This is a genomic window from Bradyrhizobium sp. HKCCYLS1011 (genome assembly GCF_051167795.1).
Taxonomy (GTDB): Bacteria; Pseudomonadota; Alphaproteobacteria; order Rhizobiales; family Xanthobacteraceae; genus Bradyrhizobium.
Genome location: NZ_JBNPTT010000002.1, coordinates 472,246 through 487,556 on the forward strand (window position 1 = coordinate 472,246; position 15,311 = coordinate 487,556).

The 15,311-nt window shown below is 63.3% G+C and carries 14 protein-coding genes; 6 read left to right on the plus strand and 8 right to left on the minus strand.

The genetic code is table 11. The features are described from left to right. Positions 1-95: 95 nt before the first annotated feature. Together ACQR1W_RS06750 and ACQR1W_RS06755 are read right to left on the minus strand one after the other, a co-directional pair. Entirely contained in the window at positions 96-644 is a 549-nt protein-coding gene (locus ACQR1W_RS06750) for a sigma-70 family RNA polymerase sigma factor (protein WP_008970156.1), read from the minus strand. Beyond that, the gene (locus ACQR1W_RS06755) at positions 644-880 is read right to left on the minus strand and encodes a NepR family anti-sigma factor (RefSeq protein WP_008970155.1); all 237 of its coding nucleotides are present in this window, start codon (positions 878-880) and stop codon (positions 644-646) included. The genes ACQR1W_RS06750 and ACQR1W_RS06755 overlap by 1 nt, the downstream gene beginning before the upstream one ends. Positions 881-1,088: 208 nt before the next feature. On the opposite strand from ACQR1W_RS06755, the gene ACQR1W_RS06760 reads away from it, so the two are divergent. From ACQR1W_RS06760 to ACQR1W_RS06770, 3 genes are all read left to right on the plus strand, one after another. Then, a complete protein-coding gene (locus ACQR1W_RS06760) occupies positions 1,089-1,892 on the plus strand; it encodes a response regulator (protein WP_434850056.1) in 804 nt (267 codons plus the stop codon). A 218-nt stretch (positions 1,893-2,110) separates the two neighbouring features. Beyond that, positions 2,111-4,207: an HWE histidine kinase domain-containing protein gene (locus ACQR1W_RS06765; protein WP_434850057.1), complete on the plus strand. Its 2,097-nt coding sequence runs from the start codon at positions 2,111-2,113 to the stop codon at positions 4,205-4,207. A gap of 417 nt (positions 4,208-4,624) precedes the next feature. Beyond that, a complete protein-coding gene (locus tag ACQR1W_RS06770; RefSeq protein WP_434850058.1) occupies positions 4,625-5,056 on the plus strand; it encodes a hypothetical protein in 432 nt (143 codons plus the stop codon). Between the two features lie 109 nt (positions 5,057-5,165). Here the strand turns inward: ACQR1W_RS06770 and ACQR1W_RS06775 are convergent, their stop codons facing one another. The 3 genes from ACQR1W_RS06775 to ACQR1W_RS06785 all read right to left on the minus strand — a co-directional run bounded on the left by ACQR1W_RS06775 (position 5,166) and on the right by ACQR1W_RS06785 (position 7,273). Next, on the minus strand, positions 5,166-5,600 hold the full coding sequence (locus ACQR1W_RS06775; protein WP_434850059.1) for a hypothetical protein: 435 nt from the start codon (positions 5,598-5,600) through the stop codon (positions 5,166-5,168). A 102-nt stretch (positions 5,601-5,702) separates the two neighbouring features. Beyond that, entirely contained in the window at positions 5,703-6,074 is a 372-nt protein-coding gene (locus ACQR1W_RS06780; protein ID WP_434850060.1) for a DUF883 family protein, read from the minus strand. A gap of 80 nt (positions 6,075-6,154) precedes the next feature. Continuing rightward, positions 6,155-7,273, minus strand: coding sequence for an AI-2E family transporter (locus tag ACQR1W_RS06785; protein ID WP_434850061.1), 1,119 nt, complete (start codon positions 7,271-7,273; stop codon positions 6,155-6,157). A gap of 224 nt (positions 7,274-7,497) precedes the next feature. On the opposite strand from ACQR1W_RS06785, the gene ACQR1W_RS06790 reads away from it, so the two are divergent. Together ACQR1W_RS06790 and ACQR1W_RS06795 are read left to right on the plus strand one after the other, a co-directional pair. Next, entirely contained in the window at positions 7,498-8,277 is a 780-nt protein-coding gene (locus tag ACQR1W_RS06790) for a L,D-transpeptidase (RefSeq protein ID WP_434850062.1), read from the plus strand. Between the two features lie 15 nt (positions 8,278-8,292). Continuing rightward, positions 8,293-8,958: a DUF2865 domain-containing protein gene (locus ACQR1W_RS06795; protein WP_434850063.1), complete on the plus strand. Its 666-nt coding sequence runs from the start codon at positions 8,293-8,295 to the stop codon at positions 8,956-8,958. 19 nt (positions 8,959-8,977) lie between these two features. On the opposite strand, the gene ACQR1W_RS06800 is transcribed toward ACQR1W_RS06795, so the two are convergent. Then, positions 8,978-11,071 carry a methyl-accepting chemotaxis protein gene (locus ACQR1W_RS06800; protein ID WP_434850064.1) on the minus strand — a complete coding sequence of 698 codons (2,094 nt, stop codon included), beginning with the start codon at positions 11,069-11,071 and terminating at the stop codon, positions 8,978-8,980. A 180-nt stretch (positions 11,072-11,251) separates the two neighbouring features. Here ACQR1W_RS06800 and ACQR1W_RS06805 point away from each other — a divergent pair, with 180 nt between their 5' ends. Next, the gene (locus tag ACQR1W_RS06805) at positions 11,252-11,407 is read left to right on the plus strand and encodes a Thivi_2564 family membrane protein (RefSeq protein ID WP_008970144.1); all 156 of its coding nucleotides are present in this window, start codon (positions 11,252-11,254) and stop codon (positions 11,405-11,407) included. Between the two features lie 63 nt (positions 11,408-11,470). Here ACQR1W_RS06805 and ACQR1W_RS06810 read toward each other — a convergent pair whose 3' ends face one another. Together ACQR1W_RS06810 and ACQR1W_RS06815 are read right to left on the minus strand one after the other, a co-directional pair. Further along, the gene (locus ACQR1W_RS06810; RefSeq protein ID WP_434850065.1) at positions 11,471-13,633 is read right to left on the minus strand and encodes a malate synthase G; all 2,163 of its coding nucleotides are present in this window, start codon (positions 13,631-13,633) and stop codon (positions 11,471-11,473) included. A 1,169-nt stretch (positions 13,634-14,802) separates the two neighbouring features. Then, entirely contained in the window at positions 14,803-15,198 is a 396-nt protein-coding gene (locus tag ACQR1W_RS06815; protein ID WP_434850066.1) for a TfoX/Sxy family protein, read from the minus strand. Positions 15,199-15,311 lie beyond the last annotated feature (113 nt).

The following is a 15,311-nucleotide window of genomic DNA, read 5'->3' on the forward strand; positions in this document are numbered from 1 at the left end:
TTGCACTGACACCTTCGCGCGGCGCACCGAGATGGTGGTACAAACGAAAAAGGCGGCCTGTAAAGGCCGCCTTTTTTAGTCGTCTGAGTAGTTGATCAGCCGCCGCTGCCGCCGATCACAGCCCGCACCGTCTCATCGGGACCGAAATCCTCGGCGCCTTCGACGTAGAGCAGAGCGGCGAGCTTGGAGCGCGCGCGGTTCACGCGGCTCTTGATCGTGCCAACTGCGCAGCCGCAGATCGCGGCGGCGTCTTCATAGGAGAAGCCGGACGCACCGACCAGAATCAAGGCTTCGCGCTGATCCTGAGGCAGCTTGTCGAGGGCCGCGCGGAATTCTTCAAACTCCAAATGAGCGCCTTGCGAAGGATGCGTCTTCAGGGTCTTGGCATAGTTGCCTTCAGCGTCCTCCACTTCGCGCCGCCGCTTGCGGTAGTCGGAGCGAAACAGGTTGCGCAGGATGGTGAACAGCCACGCAGGCAGGTTCGAGCCCGGCTGAAAGGAATCGATGTTCGCCAGCGCGCGGAGGAGGGTCTCCTGCACCAGGTCGTCGGCGCGGTCACTGTTGCCGCTGAGCGAGATGGCAAAGGCTCGCAGACTTGGGACGGAAGCCAGAATATCGTCCCGCAAGGAGTCAGTGAGAGGCATTAGTCCCTCCCGTTATTTTGGTCGTTGGATCCCCCGCTGTGCTCCACGTGGGGTTGCTCGCCCGAGACATCAAGTTTCCGGATCAGATCCGCAAACCGGTCGGGCACGCCCTGGCGGACGACATCGTCGTACATGGCGCGGAGTTGATGCCCGATCCGGGACTGAATCTCCGCATTGAGTCCGCCGGGCTTGCGGGGTGCCGCATTCTTGCTGGCTTGAGACTTTACATCCTTCATGACCTTTTCCACGTTTCCCCGAGAGTTAAGTCCCTGAAGCGTCAAGAATTATTCTCGTCGTCGAGAGGTGTATCCGGAACTAATGCCGGTGGACGAGAAAAGTTCCCATTGATTTGGGAACTTTTCTGCGGCTCGGGAGTAGTCTGCGGACCAGGGGAACCGGGCCGCCCCCGAGCATGCATGGCCCAAAATAGCGAATGGAGTGGGGATGTCCCGATCACAGCTTGTTGCTGAACATTTGCCGTTGCTGCGCCGTTACGCTCGCGCCCTGACCGGCAGCCAGGGCTCCGGGGACGCCTATGTGGGCGCCATGTTGGAAGCCCTGATCCAGGACCCGTCCCTGCTGGATGAGCGCTATGGTCCACGTGCTGGCCTGTTTCGGCTGTTCACCCAGATCTGGAACTCGGTGGCGCTGAACGACGATACCGAGGTCACGACCTTGCCCATGCCGCCTGAGCGGCGCTTGTCCAACATTACGCCGTTGCCCCGTCAGGCGTTCCTGCTTCTCTCGCTGGAAGGATTCCCGGAGGAGGAAGTCGCTTTCATCCTTGACATCGACGTGGCTGAGACCCGGCGCCTGGCCGAGGCCGCAGGCCGCGAGCTGGCCGCCGAGATCGCGACCGACGTCCTGATCATCGAGGACGAGACCTTCATCGCTATGGACCTTGAGAGCCTGGTGCGGAATCTCGGCCATAACGTCATCGGCGTTGCCCGCACGCATGCGGACGCTGTCGCGCTCGCCAAGAACAGGAAGCCGGGCTTGATCCTGGCTGATATTCAGCTTGCCGATGGGTCGTCCGGCCTCGATGCGGTCAACGAATTGCTGCGCTCGTTCGAGGTACCGGTGGTGTTCATCACCGCCTATCCCGAGCGCTTCCTCACTGGCGAGCGGCCGGAGCCGGCCTTCCTGATCTCGAAGCCGTTCCAGCCTGCCATGGTCTCGGCGGTGGCCAGCCAGGCGCTGTTCTTCCAGCGCAATTCCCGCAATCGGATGCCAAAGCCTGCCGCATAGGTTTGCCGCCTGACTAGGGTTGGTAGGTAGCGTAAGGCGTTATGTCCGGCGCGCTTCTCGAAGGGAGAAGCGTGCCGGATTTGTTTTGGCTGCTTGCCTGCTGCGGCGGCAAACGGCTGCCCCGATGGAACTTAAGTTCCGCGACTGCGTCGAAATGGTCTCGTTCATTGTAACTGTATAGAAGCCCTGCTCGCTGCATGTAGCGACTCGAGAAACGTATGGGGGATGAGTTGGACGGCCAGGACGTCTCTGCGGGTGGACAGCCGACGCGAGCGCGCCCGATTTCGGCTTATCTCGTGGTGCTCGCGTTGGTCACCTCACTTCCCATCACCACCGCCGCCGCGTTTCTCGCCTACCATTTCGTCTCGGAATCGTCGCAACTGCTGCGCACGGAATACGAAGACCGGCTCCGCCTGATGCGCAACGCGACAGAGCTTCGCGTCGCCAATGTCATCGAAGATCTGCAAGTACTTGCCTTGTCGCCGCTGCTGCAGCAGGGGCGGCTCACGGAGTTTCGCGCCCACGCAGTCGAAGTTGTGGGCCTGATCGGCGGCACCGCGATCGTTCTCTATGCGCCGGATGGCCAGCAGCTCGTCAACACCCGCCTGCCCCCCGACCAGCCATTGCCCCGGCGCGTCTCGTTCGAGGCCGAGCGTCGCGCGATCGAGACGGGGCTTCCTCAAGTCTCCGGCTTGCAGAAGGCGGTGGTGGATGGACAGCCGATCGTCACGATCGCTGTTCCGGTTCGGATCGACGGTCAAATTCGCTATGCGCTCAACATAGGTCTCTCGACGAACTACCTGTCGGCGCTGATGGACGACTACGTCTCTCCAGGAATGGTCGGGAGCATCATCGACCAGAAAGGACTGCTTCTCGCCCGTCGCCCTCTGCTCGACGGAGAAGATCTGATCGGTAAGCCGACGATCCCCGAGGTGATGGCTCACCTCGGGGAGGCGTCGGCGTTTTGGATCAAAGCGATGTCGCGCAAGGGCCTGCCATCCTATACGTCTCTGCTGCGATCGCCGCAGAGCGGGTGGACCATCAATTTCGCCATTCCACGCGAAGTGGTTGAGGGACCGCTTCATCGCACTGTTGAATGGATCCTGATGCTGGCTGCCCTCGCTTTCCTGCTGAGCCTGTGGCTGGCGCGGCAATTCAGCACAAAATTTCTGACCGCACTCGAAGGCCTCGAACGTTATGTGATGGAGCTGAGGCGGCATGTCTCTGAACCGATCGCCGGGTCGGTCGAGGAGGTCAACCGGATGCAGAACGTTCTGCATCAGGTTGGTCGCGAGCTCGCCGGCGCCGAAAAGATCATCGAGCGCGAGCGCTCATTGCTGCGCGCAACGGTCGAGAGCTTGCCGATTGGCGTCCTGCTTGTCGCGCCCGATGGTACGGTCACGTTGATCAACAGCCAGATGCTCAGATTGTGGGGAATCGACGGTCTGACATCGGTGGACGATCCGGAGCCGCTTGGCCGTCGCGTTGATAAGGGCCGCGACACAGCGGAGCTTGCTGTCCCGATCGTCCGCGCCCTGCGCGACGGAGTGGCGACGGAGACCGAAGAGGTCGTGCACCGGGTGGATGGGATGGAGCGGAATCTGGTGATCACCGCAGTTCCCGTACGCGATGATGAGGGCGAGACGCTCGCCGCGGTCTGCGGCTGCTACGATGTGACCGCGCTGCGGAGTGCGCTCCAGCAGCAAAAAGGCCTGCTCGACGAAATCAATCACCGCGTGAAGAACACGCTTTCGACCGTCCAATCGATCGCACGCCTGTCGCGTGCCAGTGCGCACAGCCTGGAAGGCTTTGCGTCGTCCTTCGAGGAGCGGATTCTCGCGCTGTCCGAAGCGTACAATCTGCTCACGGCCAACAATTGGGTCGGGGCCAGCTTGCAGGATGTCGTTCGGAAAACGCTCGCCCCCTACGCTGGGCCCGAGCGCTTATCCATCTCCGGGCCTTCCATCCTGCTGCCCCCGAAGCTCGCGCTCGCGTTGTCGGCAGCGCTTCAGGAGCTCAGTACCAACGCCGCCAAGTATGGCGCACTCTCGATTCCGTTCGGGAAGGTCAATGTCACCTGGTCGCGTGCGAAGAGCGGAACGATTTGCCTATCTTGGACGGAAAGCGACGGCCCGCCGGTGAGCAAACCGACGCGGCAGGGTTTCGGGACCAGGATGATCCAAACCATCTTCGCGGCCGAACCGGCGTGGACCGCGAGCCTCGACTTCGACCCGGCAGGACTGCGCTGCACGATGCGCTTCAGTGCCTCTGATCCCGCATCAGATGCAAGCTCGCGTGTCATGCTGACCACTTAGCGCGTCTTCTGAACTCCGCGCAGTTTCGGTGTGAGATGTTGTCGCAGACAGGAGCCATCCTGCTGCGGATACCGGCCAGTCGTGCGCGGTATGGGGCTAGGCTCAGGCAGCTGCGGTGCAGCAGGCGTAGAGCGCGACTGCTCTCCAGAAAAAAAGAATGCGGGGCACGGCTGGCATCACCACAGCCGTGCCCCGCGTTGCCGGTCAATGGGGCAGGGGGAACGACCGGCTGCCGAGATGACGCGCGAGCCAAAGAGTCGTTCCTCGGGGTGCAAACTATTTTTCCGATGTGCGCGATTATTTTTGTGCCTCCGGGTCGCCGATTTTAAGACACGGTTAAGTGATCGGCCAATCCGAGAACCGTGTTCCCGCGACCAACGTTGGAATGGCGTCGCCAGTAGGCGAGGGAGCAGGGCCATGGCGTATACAGTAAAAGTGATTGTCTTCGGCACATTGGCCGCCTCGCTAACGCTGGGCGCTGTGCAGCTCGCATCGGGTCACGATTTGACCGGCGGACTGCTCCGCACGTCGGTCAACAACGTGAACCGCGCCGCGAAGGCGGACCGCGGCGCGATCGCCCCAGCGGGGCAACTGACCAGAACCGTCGCGCTGCACCTGTCGCAATTCGACGACACCACATTTCTGCTTCGTCTGCCGCTGACGGAGAGCAAGGGCCCAAGTGTTGTTGGCGAGACGAGGGGCCGGCCGCCCGCAGAGCTGATCAGGACCGATAACAGCAAGACCGACGGCAGCAAGAAGGTCGCGAAACATCCGATCGCCTGCGAGCCATCGGTGTCCGTCCTGACCGAAATTGCCAAGACGCTGCAACCTGGCCGCTGCATCACCTGATTGATCTCGGCCAGAGGGTCGGCAGACTTGCGTAAGATCAGGTCATGACGTCGGGCACGCCAGTATCCAGGTACGTGAAACACGTACCCATCTGGCTCTTTCACGCTAACTACTCGGCCGGAGTTTCGTCTCCGGAGGCTTGCCGGCTGGCCATCAGGCCGAGGGCGAGCCCGCCGACGGCCAGGATCGGGAGCAGTCGCTTCAGGCCGATCGCGCGCACGAGCTGGAGGCCGGTGGCCAGCAGCATCGGGTCGGCGAGCGCCGTGTGAACGGCAGAGCGGGCGGTTTCCGCCCTGCGCATCTCGATTTGACGCTTTCGGGCCATGTAGCCGCCTGCCGCGATCAGGGTCACGATAAAGAAGATCAGGGCGCCGGTCAGGCACGCCGGCACCAGGCCGTAGCGCTCCAGCACGAACACGAACGCCGCGGCGCAGAGAAAGCTCGTCGTGATGAACAGGCCGAGCGCTGCCGCAGCCGCCAGTGACGTCAAGCGCACCGCCGTGCCGCTCGACTCCTTAAAACCTTCAATCAACTGCTGAAGCATGATCGTCCCCGTGGCCGTCAGCCGTTTGTCAGCCAATCCAGCACGGCGCCGATCGTCGGGGCCGTGCTTTCCGTCGTTGCAGAGCTGACGCGGCTCGGCCGCTCAGCGCCGCCAGGCCACGCCGATCAGGAAGCCGAGGCCGAGCGCAATGCCGACCGTCGCAAGCGGACGCTGTGTAATGACATCCTCGAAGCGTTCCTCGAGCGAGCTCGCAGCATCCTGAGCCGCGTCCATCATCGCGCTGCCGCGCTCGGAAATATCGTCGAAGTTCTGATCCATCCTTTCGCGGGCTTGGCGGTAGCCGCTGCGGGCCTGACTGCCGGCCTTGCCGGCGAAGGCGTTGAGTGCGTCGGTGATCTGGTCGGTGAGGGCGGCGATATCATTTTTCACGGCGTTGACATCCTTCTGCAGTCGTTCGTAGTTCTCTTTGTCGGCGAGATCTCGCATGGCGGTCTCGCCATCGGTCATCGGCATCGAAAGCTCCCGGGGCAAAGTGGGCGTGTCAGTCCGAAAAACGCCGCGTGATGGGGGAAGTTCCAGGAACGAAACTCCAATTAGTCGGGCGGAAGTTGCGGCGAATCGTCCGGCAGCAGATGTTCCTTCATGATCAGCCCGACGATCAGTAGCGGTGAAGCCAGGAAGGCGCCCATCGGTCCCCAGAGCCAGGTCCAGAAGGCGAGCGCGATGAACACGGCAAGCGCATTCAGCGCCAGACGGCGGCCGATGATGGTCGGCGTGATGAAATGGCCTTCCATGAACGTGATGCCGGCGAACGCTAGCGGTGCCATCAGGCCGCCGCTGAGCGTCGGGAATGCGATGATGCCGACGACGGTGAGCACTGCGAACATCGCGATCGGTCCGATGATCGGGATGAAATTCAAGGTCGCGGCGAGCGCGCCGAGACCTGCCGGGTTGGGCATGCCGGTCAAAGCGCAGGCGATGCCGGTTGCCATGCCGACACCTGTGTTGATGAGTGTCACCGTCAACAGATAATTGCCGAGATGAAGCTCCATCTCGTTCAGAATGCGCAAGGTGCGCAGCCGCGCTTCGTGATCGGCGAAGATCATGATCAGCGCGCGTCGCAGATCGCGCCAGCTCGCGATGAACAGCACCAACGTGGCGAAGAACAGCAGGAATTCGGTGAAGGTCGGTGTCAGGAATTCGATGGTCGGCTGGACCCAGTCGAATTTTGGAATCTGCAGGCTGGCCGTGCTCTCGGGGCTGCCGCCGCCGATCGCGGTTTGCATTTCGTGCCACAGCGCGAGCGGCCGGTCGAACACATGCAGCTTGTCCTTCAGCCGGGTCGCAAGCTCCGGCAGCCGGTTGCTCCAGTCGAGCAGCGGCGCAGAGATCAGCCCGACGATGAAGGCGACGCCCGTAGCGACCGCCGTGACGATCAGGACTGCGGCGATCGCGCGCGGAATCCGATAGCGCTCGAGGAAATTGGCTGCCGGCGACAGCATGGTCCCGACCACGAAAGCCATGACGACCGGAAGAAAGAACGCCTTCGCGACATAGAGCACCGCGGTGACGCAGATGATCGTCAGGATCACCAGCGCGATAGCGACCACCTCGGTACGCCGGATGACCGGCGGCAATTCGCTACGGCGCTCGGGAAGCGGAGAGCTCTCATTTCCCTCCGACATGAGCCGCTCGGTCGGAAGTACGCGCACCATCGTTCTCCCGCGGCCGGAGGTATCGAGCGCTGATCTGCGCCAGTGGACTGCCCTCGTAGTAACGGACGATCCCTCTTCGGGTTCCGTCGCGAGAACGTGAGCCTCGCAAAGCTTGACAGGTGCGTGACGAACACATCCGCGCCGGAACTGCGGCAAGACCTTCCGCGTTTGGCGTGATGAACCGCATCGCCCGCGCGCGATGCCCGATCAAGGGGGCACCCATGACACAGTCCGCTTTCACCCGCAGCACGCTGCTGCGCCGCTCCTCCGCGCTGGTCTTCCTCGGCTTGATGGTCCTGGCGCCATGCTTGGCCTCCGCTGCACATGCGCAGACGCTCGGCTACGCACCCGCGCCGCGCGAGCTCTTCCCGCCAGAGGCCGCCACGCCCGACACCGCGGTTCAGGATGAAGACAGCCTGCTCCCGGATCGCTTCCGCCGCACGGTCGTCAATCTCGACACGCGCGAGGCGCCGGGCACGATCATCATCGATACCGGAAATACCTATCTCTACTACGTGCTCGGCGGTGGCCGCGCGATCCGCTACGGCGTCGGCGTGGGCCGCGAGGGGTTCACCTGGTCGGGCGTCCAGACCGTCACGCACAAGGCGGAATGGCCGGATTGGCATCCGCCGGCGGAGATGATCGCGCGTCAGCCCTATCTGCCGCGCTTCATGGCGGGCGGCCCCGGCAATCCGCTCGGCGCGCGAGCGATGTATCTCGGCTCCAGCGAATACCGCATCCACGGCACCAATGATCCCACGACGATCGGCAAATTCGTCTCCTCCGGCTGTGTCCGGCTGTCCAATGAGGATGTGACCGACCTGTTCAATCGCGTCCAGGTCGGCACCAAGGTCGTCGTGCTGCCCAAGGGACCGATGAAGGGGGCGCCGCTGCAGGCACGCAGTCTCCCCGCCACGCGTCCCGCCGCGTTGCGACCGGCCGTGACGACGGTCCCGTCGGGACGACAAGCCATGTTCATCCCGGTCTCTGCAGTCAACTAGGCGCGAGGGATGGACATGAAAGGTCGGTCGGCTGTCGCCACACTCGCGCTGGGCGCAATCGTGATCACCGGGGTGCTGGCGATCCTGCCGCGTGCCCATGCGCAGGATTTCTTCTCGTCGTTGTTCGGTGGTTTCGAGGCGCCGTCGCGGCCCGCGCCGCAGCCCTATGTCCGACTTCCGTTTACGGACGAAGCGCCGTCCCCGCGCCGGCCTGCGCCGCGGGAACGGGAGGACGTCACCTCCAGCGGTGGCGGCGGACAGGCCTGGTGCGTGCGCACCTGCGACGGCCGTTACTTTCCGCTCGGCGCCACCGGCGATCAGAGCAAAGAGGCAGCCTGCAACAGCTTCTGCCCCGCAGCCAAGACCGAGATCGTCTATGGCAGCGCCATCGACGAGGCGGAGACCGATGGTGGCAAGCCTTATTCCGAACTGCCCAATGCCTTCCGCTACCGCAAAGAGATCGTCGACGGCTGCACCTGCAACGGCAAGGATCATTTCGGGCTGGCCAAGGTCTCGATCGACAATGACCCGACCTTGCGCAAGGGCGACATCGTCGCCGGTGCGGACGGGCTGATGGTCGCTAACCGCAGCGCCGGCAAGCGCTCCGCGATGAACTTTTCCCCAGCGCCGGAATCGATCCGGTCGCGGTTTCGGCGCGCGCCGGTGGTCGCGTCCGAGTAGCGCGTGACCAGCGCGAGCGTCAGGCGGCGCGGATCTTCCTGAGGAACTCATTGACCTGATGGCCGAGATGCTGGCTCTGGCTCTCCAGCGTCTCGGACGCGTGCTTGACTTTCTCGGCCGCGGCCGCGGCGGCATCGGCGTCCGACTTCACGCCGCTGACATTGTCGGAGACGTTCTTGGTGCCTTGTGCAGCAAATTGGGTGCTGCGCGAAATCTCCTGCGTCGCTGCGCCCTGTTCCTGCACGGCGGCAGCGATCGCAGTCGCGACCTCGTTGACCTCGCCGATGATACCGCCGATCCCCTTGATCGCATCGATGGCTTCTGCAGCAACCTTCTGAATGCCGGCGATCTGCTCGGAGATCTCGTCGGTGGCCTTGGCGGTCTGGCTCGCCAGCGTCTTCACCTCGGAGGCGACCACGGCAAAGCCCTTGCCGGACTCGCCGGCGCGCGCCGCCTCGATCGTGGCATTAAGCGCGAGCAGGTTGGTCTGCGCCGCGATGCTGTTGATGAGCCCGACCACCTCGCCGATGCGGTTCGCGGATTGGGCAAGCCCCTGCACGGTCGTATCGGTCATCCGCGCCTGATCGACGGCACGGCTGGCAATGCCGGCCGCATGCGACGCCTGCTGGCTGATGTCGCCGATCGAAGCGTTCAGCTCTTCAGCGGCGGAGGCGACGCTCTCGACATTCATCGAGGCATCGCTCGAGGCCTTCTCGGCCACCTGCACGCGGGCATTGGTCTGCCGCGACACGTCCGACAGTCCGGCCGAGGTGGCGCGCATGTCGTTAGAGGCCTGGCCCAGCTGCTCGAGGCTGTCGCGAACGGCGCTCTCGAACTCGGCGACGTAGGTCTCGATCGCGCGCTGCCGCGCGACCGTTCCAGCATTGCGCTCGCGCTCCTGCGCTTCGATGGCAAGCTTCTCCTGCGCCTGGCTCTTGAAGGTCTCGAGCGCGCCGGCGAGCGCGCCGATCTCGTCCTGCCGGTGCGTATAGCCGGTCTCGACTCCGAGATTGCCGGACGCCACCTGCAGCATCGCGTCGCGCATCCGATGCAGGGGATGGATCACCCGCAAGCTGATGGTGACCATGGCGCCGCCCCCGAGCACGACCGCTGCGATCAGAAAGAAGACCTCGAGGCCGAGCGCGCGCAGCGCCGATGCATGCTGCTCCTCGATGTGGGTCTTGGCGGTTTCGAGCGCCACCTCCGCCACGGCGACCGCAGCGCTGAGCCGCCCGACCGTGAACGGGCTCCATTTGTTGGCCACCATTTCCGGCGTCTGGCCCGTGACCAGCGCGTTGACCAGGCGATCACGCAACGCCGCATAGTCCGCATCGAAATAAGCGTGCATGGTCGAATCCATCGCGGCCGTCATCGTCGGCGGCAGCTTGGTGCCGCCGGCGGCCAGTTGGAGCGCCTTCCAGGCTGATTCGGCGCCGCCGACCACCTTCATGTAGTTCTGGTGGGTTTCCGCCGTCATCTTGCCGGCGGCAAGCCCGTTCGAGACCAGGAATGATGCGTCGCCGGCAGTATTGCGCAGCAGCCAGGCGAGCTGCTTGATCATCAGGAGCTGGTCGACGGTGGCGTCGGCATGGTTCACTTCGGCGGCGAGGATGTTCTGGACCTTGTCGAGCGTCTCCAGAAGTTTGGTCTCGGTGTCCATATATTCCTTGCCGAGTGCCATGCGCCGCGCCGCCTTCGGCTTGGTCATCTCCTGCCAGAATTCCTTCTGCTGATTGTTCAACGTCTTGAACAGTCGCTCGAACTCGGGGACCAGGGTCGCGTGCTCCGCGAAGTCGATTCCCGGCAGGATCTCGAGCGCGCGAGCCATGGCGGGCATCTGAATGTTACGAAGACCGCGGATATAAGTTTCGATATCCGGCTCGAGCTTTTCGTCCAGCGTCAGCACGCGGTTGGTCGTCGTGCGATCGGCGCGCAGCTTGTCCATGGCCTTGAACATGCTGGCGGATGCATCGACCACCGATGCGATCCGGTTGGTGACCTGCAGTTCGCGCCAGGACGTCCAGGCCCGCGAGGCGAACAGGGCAACGACCAAGACCGCGATGATGAGGATGACGGCCTTCAGCGTGGCGGCAATGGTCAAACGATTCAACATGGTGCGCTCCAAATTGGAGCCATTTGTTCCCTAACAGGGTAAAGATTGAGATGAAGGGGCGCTCCGTTGAACTACGGAGCTTTGCGCAGTTTTGGGTTCCCGTCACGGAACCTACGGCCGCCGATCGTGTTAATCTCGGGAAGCCAGCGCATTTCTTCATCAACCTTGGGGGGTCGATCCATGCTCGTCAGTGCTCTTGTCACCTTTCTGGTCGTCATTCTCGTGCTGTATCTGATCAACCTGCTGCCGATCGACGGGCGGGCCAAGCAGATCTGCCGGGTGATCGTGATCATCCTCGGGGTGATCTCGCTCTTGAAGTATATCGCTGTCTTCTAGCTGTCTTAAGTTGTGGCCCGGTGAAAGAAAAAGCCCCGGCGTAACCGCCGGGGCTTTCGTCGCTTAGGCCGAAGCCTTGGCCTCGCGGCGGCGCGCCGTGAGGATGTACTCGGTGTAGCCGTTCGGCTGCGTGCGCCCCTTGAAGACCAGGTCGCAGGCGGCCTTGAAGGCGACCCCGTCGAAGGAAGGGGCCATCGGCTGGTAGAGCGGATCGCCGGCATTCTGCTTGTCGACCACTTCGGCCATCCGCTTCAGCGATTCCATCACCTGCGCCTCGGTGACGACGCCGTGATGCAGCCAATTGGCGAGATGCTGGCTGGAGATGCGCAAGGTGGCGCGGTCCTCCATCAGGCCGACATCGTGGATGTCAGGCACCTTGGAGCAGCCGACGCCCTGGTCGATCCAGCGCACGACATAGCCCAGAATGCCCTGGCAGTTGTTGTCGATCTCCTGGCGGACGTCGTCGGGCGCCCAGTTCGACTGCGACACCGGAATGGTGAGGATGTCGGAGAGCTTGGCGCGCTGGCCGCCCTTGGCGAGCTCCTGCTGCCGCGCCAGCACATTGACCTGGTGGTAGTGCAGCGCATGCAGCGTGGCAGCGGTCGGCGACGGCACCCAGGCGGTGGTGGCGCCGGCCTGCGGGTGGCCGATCTTCTGCGCCAGCATGTCCGCCATCTTGTCGGGCGCCGCCCACATACCCTTGCCGATCTGCGCATGTCCCGGCAGGCCATCGATCAGGCCCATATCGACGTTCCAGTCCTCGTAGGCCTTGATCCAGGGCTGCGCCCTCATCTCGTTCTTGCGGATCATCGGGCCCGCTTCCATCGAGGTATGGATCTCATCGCCGGTGCGGTCGAGGAAGCCGGTGTTGATGAACATGATGCGCTTGGAGGCCTGCTGGATGCAGGCCTTGAGGTTGACCGTGGTGCGGCGCTCCTCGTCCATGATGCCGATCTTCATCGTGTTCTCCGGCAGGCCGAGCAGCTTCTCGACCCGGCCGAACAGCTCGACGGCGAAGGCAACCTCGTCGGGCCCATGCATCTTCGGCTTGACGATGTAGATCGAGCCGGTGCGGCTGTTTTTGACCTTGGACAGACCTTTAAGATCGTGGATCGCGAGCAGACCCGTCACGGCGGCGTCGAGAATGCCCTCCGGCACCTCCTCGCCCTTGGCGTCGAGCACGGCGTCGGTGAACATGTGGTGCCCGCAATTGCGGATCAGCAGCAGGCTGCGGCCATGCAAGGTCAGCCTTCCGCCGTCCGGCGTCGTGTAGCTGCGGTCGGTGTGCAGGTCGCGCGTCAGCGTCTTGCCGCCCTTCTCGAAATCGGCCGACAGCGTGCCGTTCATCAGGCCCAGCGTATTGCGATAGACCAGCACCTTGTCCTCGGCGTCGACCGCAGCGACGGAGTCTTCCATGTCGAGGATGGTGGAGACCGCAGCCTCCATGATCATGTCGGCGACCCCGGCCGAATCGTCCTTGCCGATGACATGGCTGCGATCGATCTGGACATCGACGTGGAGGCCGTTGTTGACCAGCAGGATCGCGGACGGCGCGGCCGCATCGCCCTGGTAGCCAGCGAATTGCGCGGCATGCTTCAACCCGGTGGCGTTGCCGCTCTTCAGCTTCGCTGAGAGCTGGCCGGCGATCACGCTGTAGGAGGTCACGTCGGTGTGGCTGCCGGTCGCGAGCGGCACCGCGGCATCGAGGAAGGCCTTGGCCTTGGCGATCACCTTGTCGCCGCGCGCCTTGTTGAAGCCCTTGCCGGTTTCGCTCGGGTCATGCGGGATCGCATCGGTGCCGTAGAAGGCGTCGTAGAGCGAGCCCCAGCGCGCATTGGCGGCGTTGAGCGCGTAGCGCGCATTGGTCAGCGGCACCACCAGTTGCGGCCCGCAGATCTTGCCGATCTCTTCGTCGACATTGGCGGTCTCGACCTTTTGCGTGGCCGGCTCCGGCAGCAGATAGCCGATCTCCTTCAGGAAGGCTGTGTAGGCATTAAGGTCGAAGGCCTTGCCCTTGTGGGCGACGTGCCAGGCGTCGATCTTGGCCTGCAGGGCATCACGGAACGCCAGCAGCTCGCGATTCCGGGGGGCGAGATCGCGGATGATCGCGGCGACCCCGGCCCAGAATGCATCGGCCTCGATCCCGGTCTTTGGGGCCGCCTCCTTGGCGATGAAATCGTAAAGGACGGGGGCGACCTTCAGTCCGTGGGCGTCGATGCGGTTCATGATCAGACGTTTTCTCTCTGAGAGGCGCGGCGTTGCGCGCGAATTGGGCATGCTGAAAAAACCGCCTCCCGGGCGGTGTGTGCGGTGCATTTAGCGCCAAAGAGGGGGGCGAGGAAAGGGGGCAGGCGCGTCGCATATGGCGCCGGGCCGGCGCATGGGTGCGGGCGCTCCGGCCGGCAGCCCGTGATGATGATCCGCGTCGTGGGGACCGGAGGGGCAACGGCCGCCGCGTTCAACCCTGATCGTATGACGACAGGTGTCATCACCCGCGCAGGCGGGTGATCCCGTACGCCGCGGCCTTTCGGGGAATCACTGCCGTCTCTGGGATACTGGATCGCCCGGTCGGAGCCGGGCGATGACGGTGAGAGTGAGGAAGCCGAATTCCGACTCATGCTCATGACCAAAGGCTCACGCCATCTCATGCAGCTTCGTTCTCGCGGCGCGCTTAGCGCCCGAGCTGTGCGAACGATCCGCCCCCTATGGAAGAGGGCGCAGGGAAGGCCGGGTGTTAGCTCACACCCATGGCCCGCCTGCAGAAAAGAAAGCAGGCGGCAGTCACCACAGGTACGAGCCGGACAACCGGCCTTCCCTGCGCAATGGCTTTACGGCTTATACGTGATCTCCCCGGGGACCGGCTTGATTGCCCCCGTTTGCGACAATGCCTGACGGCATTGCGCAGGCACCAGCACCGGGATGCCAGGACCACACGATTTCGCCGTGCGCATCGAGATTGTTCGTCGCATGATGACTCACGCTGCAACCCGACGCGCCCACCGCATCCCGCGCTCAACGTTTCGTGACGATCGCGAAGCGCCCCTCTCGCGAGCACGGGATGGAGGCAGTGAATATCAACTTCTGAAAAAGCGAAAGAGGAATATTTTTACGACCGCGTCTGGACAGGGCAAATCAGTTTGATGTGGCTGGTGAAATCGATTTTTAAGCGCGGCAGATTTTGGGATGCGACGTACTCTGCGGAGGGCGGATCGGTGGCTCGACGTCGACCGATTTGCCCGCCGGGCAGGGCCGCTCATCGTCAAGAGCGGCCTCGTTCGCTGCAGTGAAAGTCAACGGATAGAATACGGAGTCGTAGGGTGGGCAAAGCGAAGCGTGCCCACCATCCTTGTTGTACAGTTTGGCGGTGGGCACAGCGCTTGGCGCCTTTGCTCACCCTACGCCCCGCCGGTACGGCGCTTTCGGCGTGTGTCTTTCACCGTCCTGTCCGGCACGCGCCGTGCCGCGACACGGTGCGCTGCGGCGAGTGCCGCGCGTGCCCAGGTCACGAGTTCATCCGGTTCATCGAGCAGCCGTTCCGGTGCACGCCAAAATGCAAGGTCGATGCTGCGTCCGCCCTTGGTATAGTTCAGCGGTGGGAACGCTGCGGCTTCTGCGAAGATCGGCTTGTTGCTCTCGTCCACCCGGAAATAGAGCGTATCGTCGGTCACCACGGCCAGCATCACGCCATCGCAGAAGACGCCCGTCTTGCCGAACATGCGACGAAATGTGAGCGGCCCGAGAGACGCGAATTGTTCGCGCAGGAATTCGGAAAAGCTGGCGCTTGCGACCATGACACACTCTCTCACTTTCTCATAGCCGACCATCCATGCCGCCCGAGCTTTCTCCTTTCGGCGAATTCGATCAATTGAGAATATGCACTCTCGGTGAGATAGGATGGGCATCA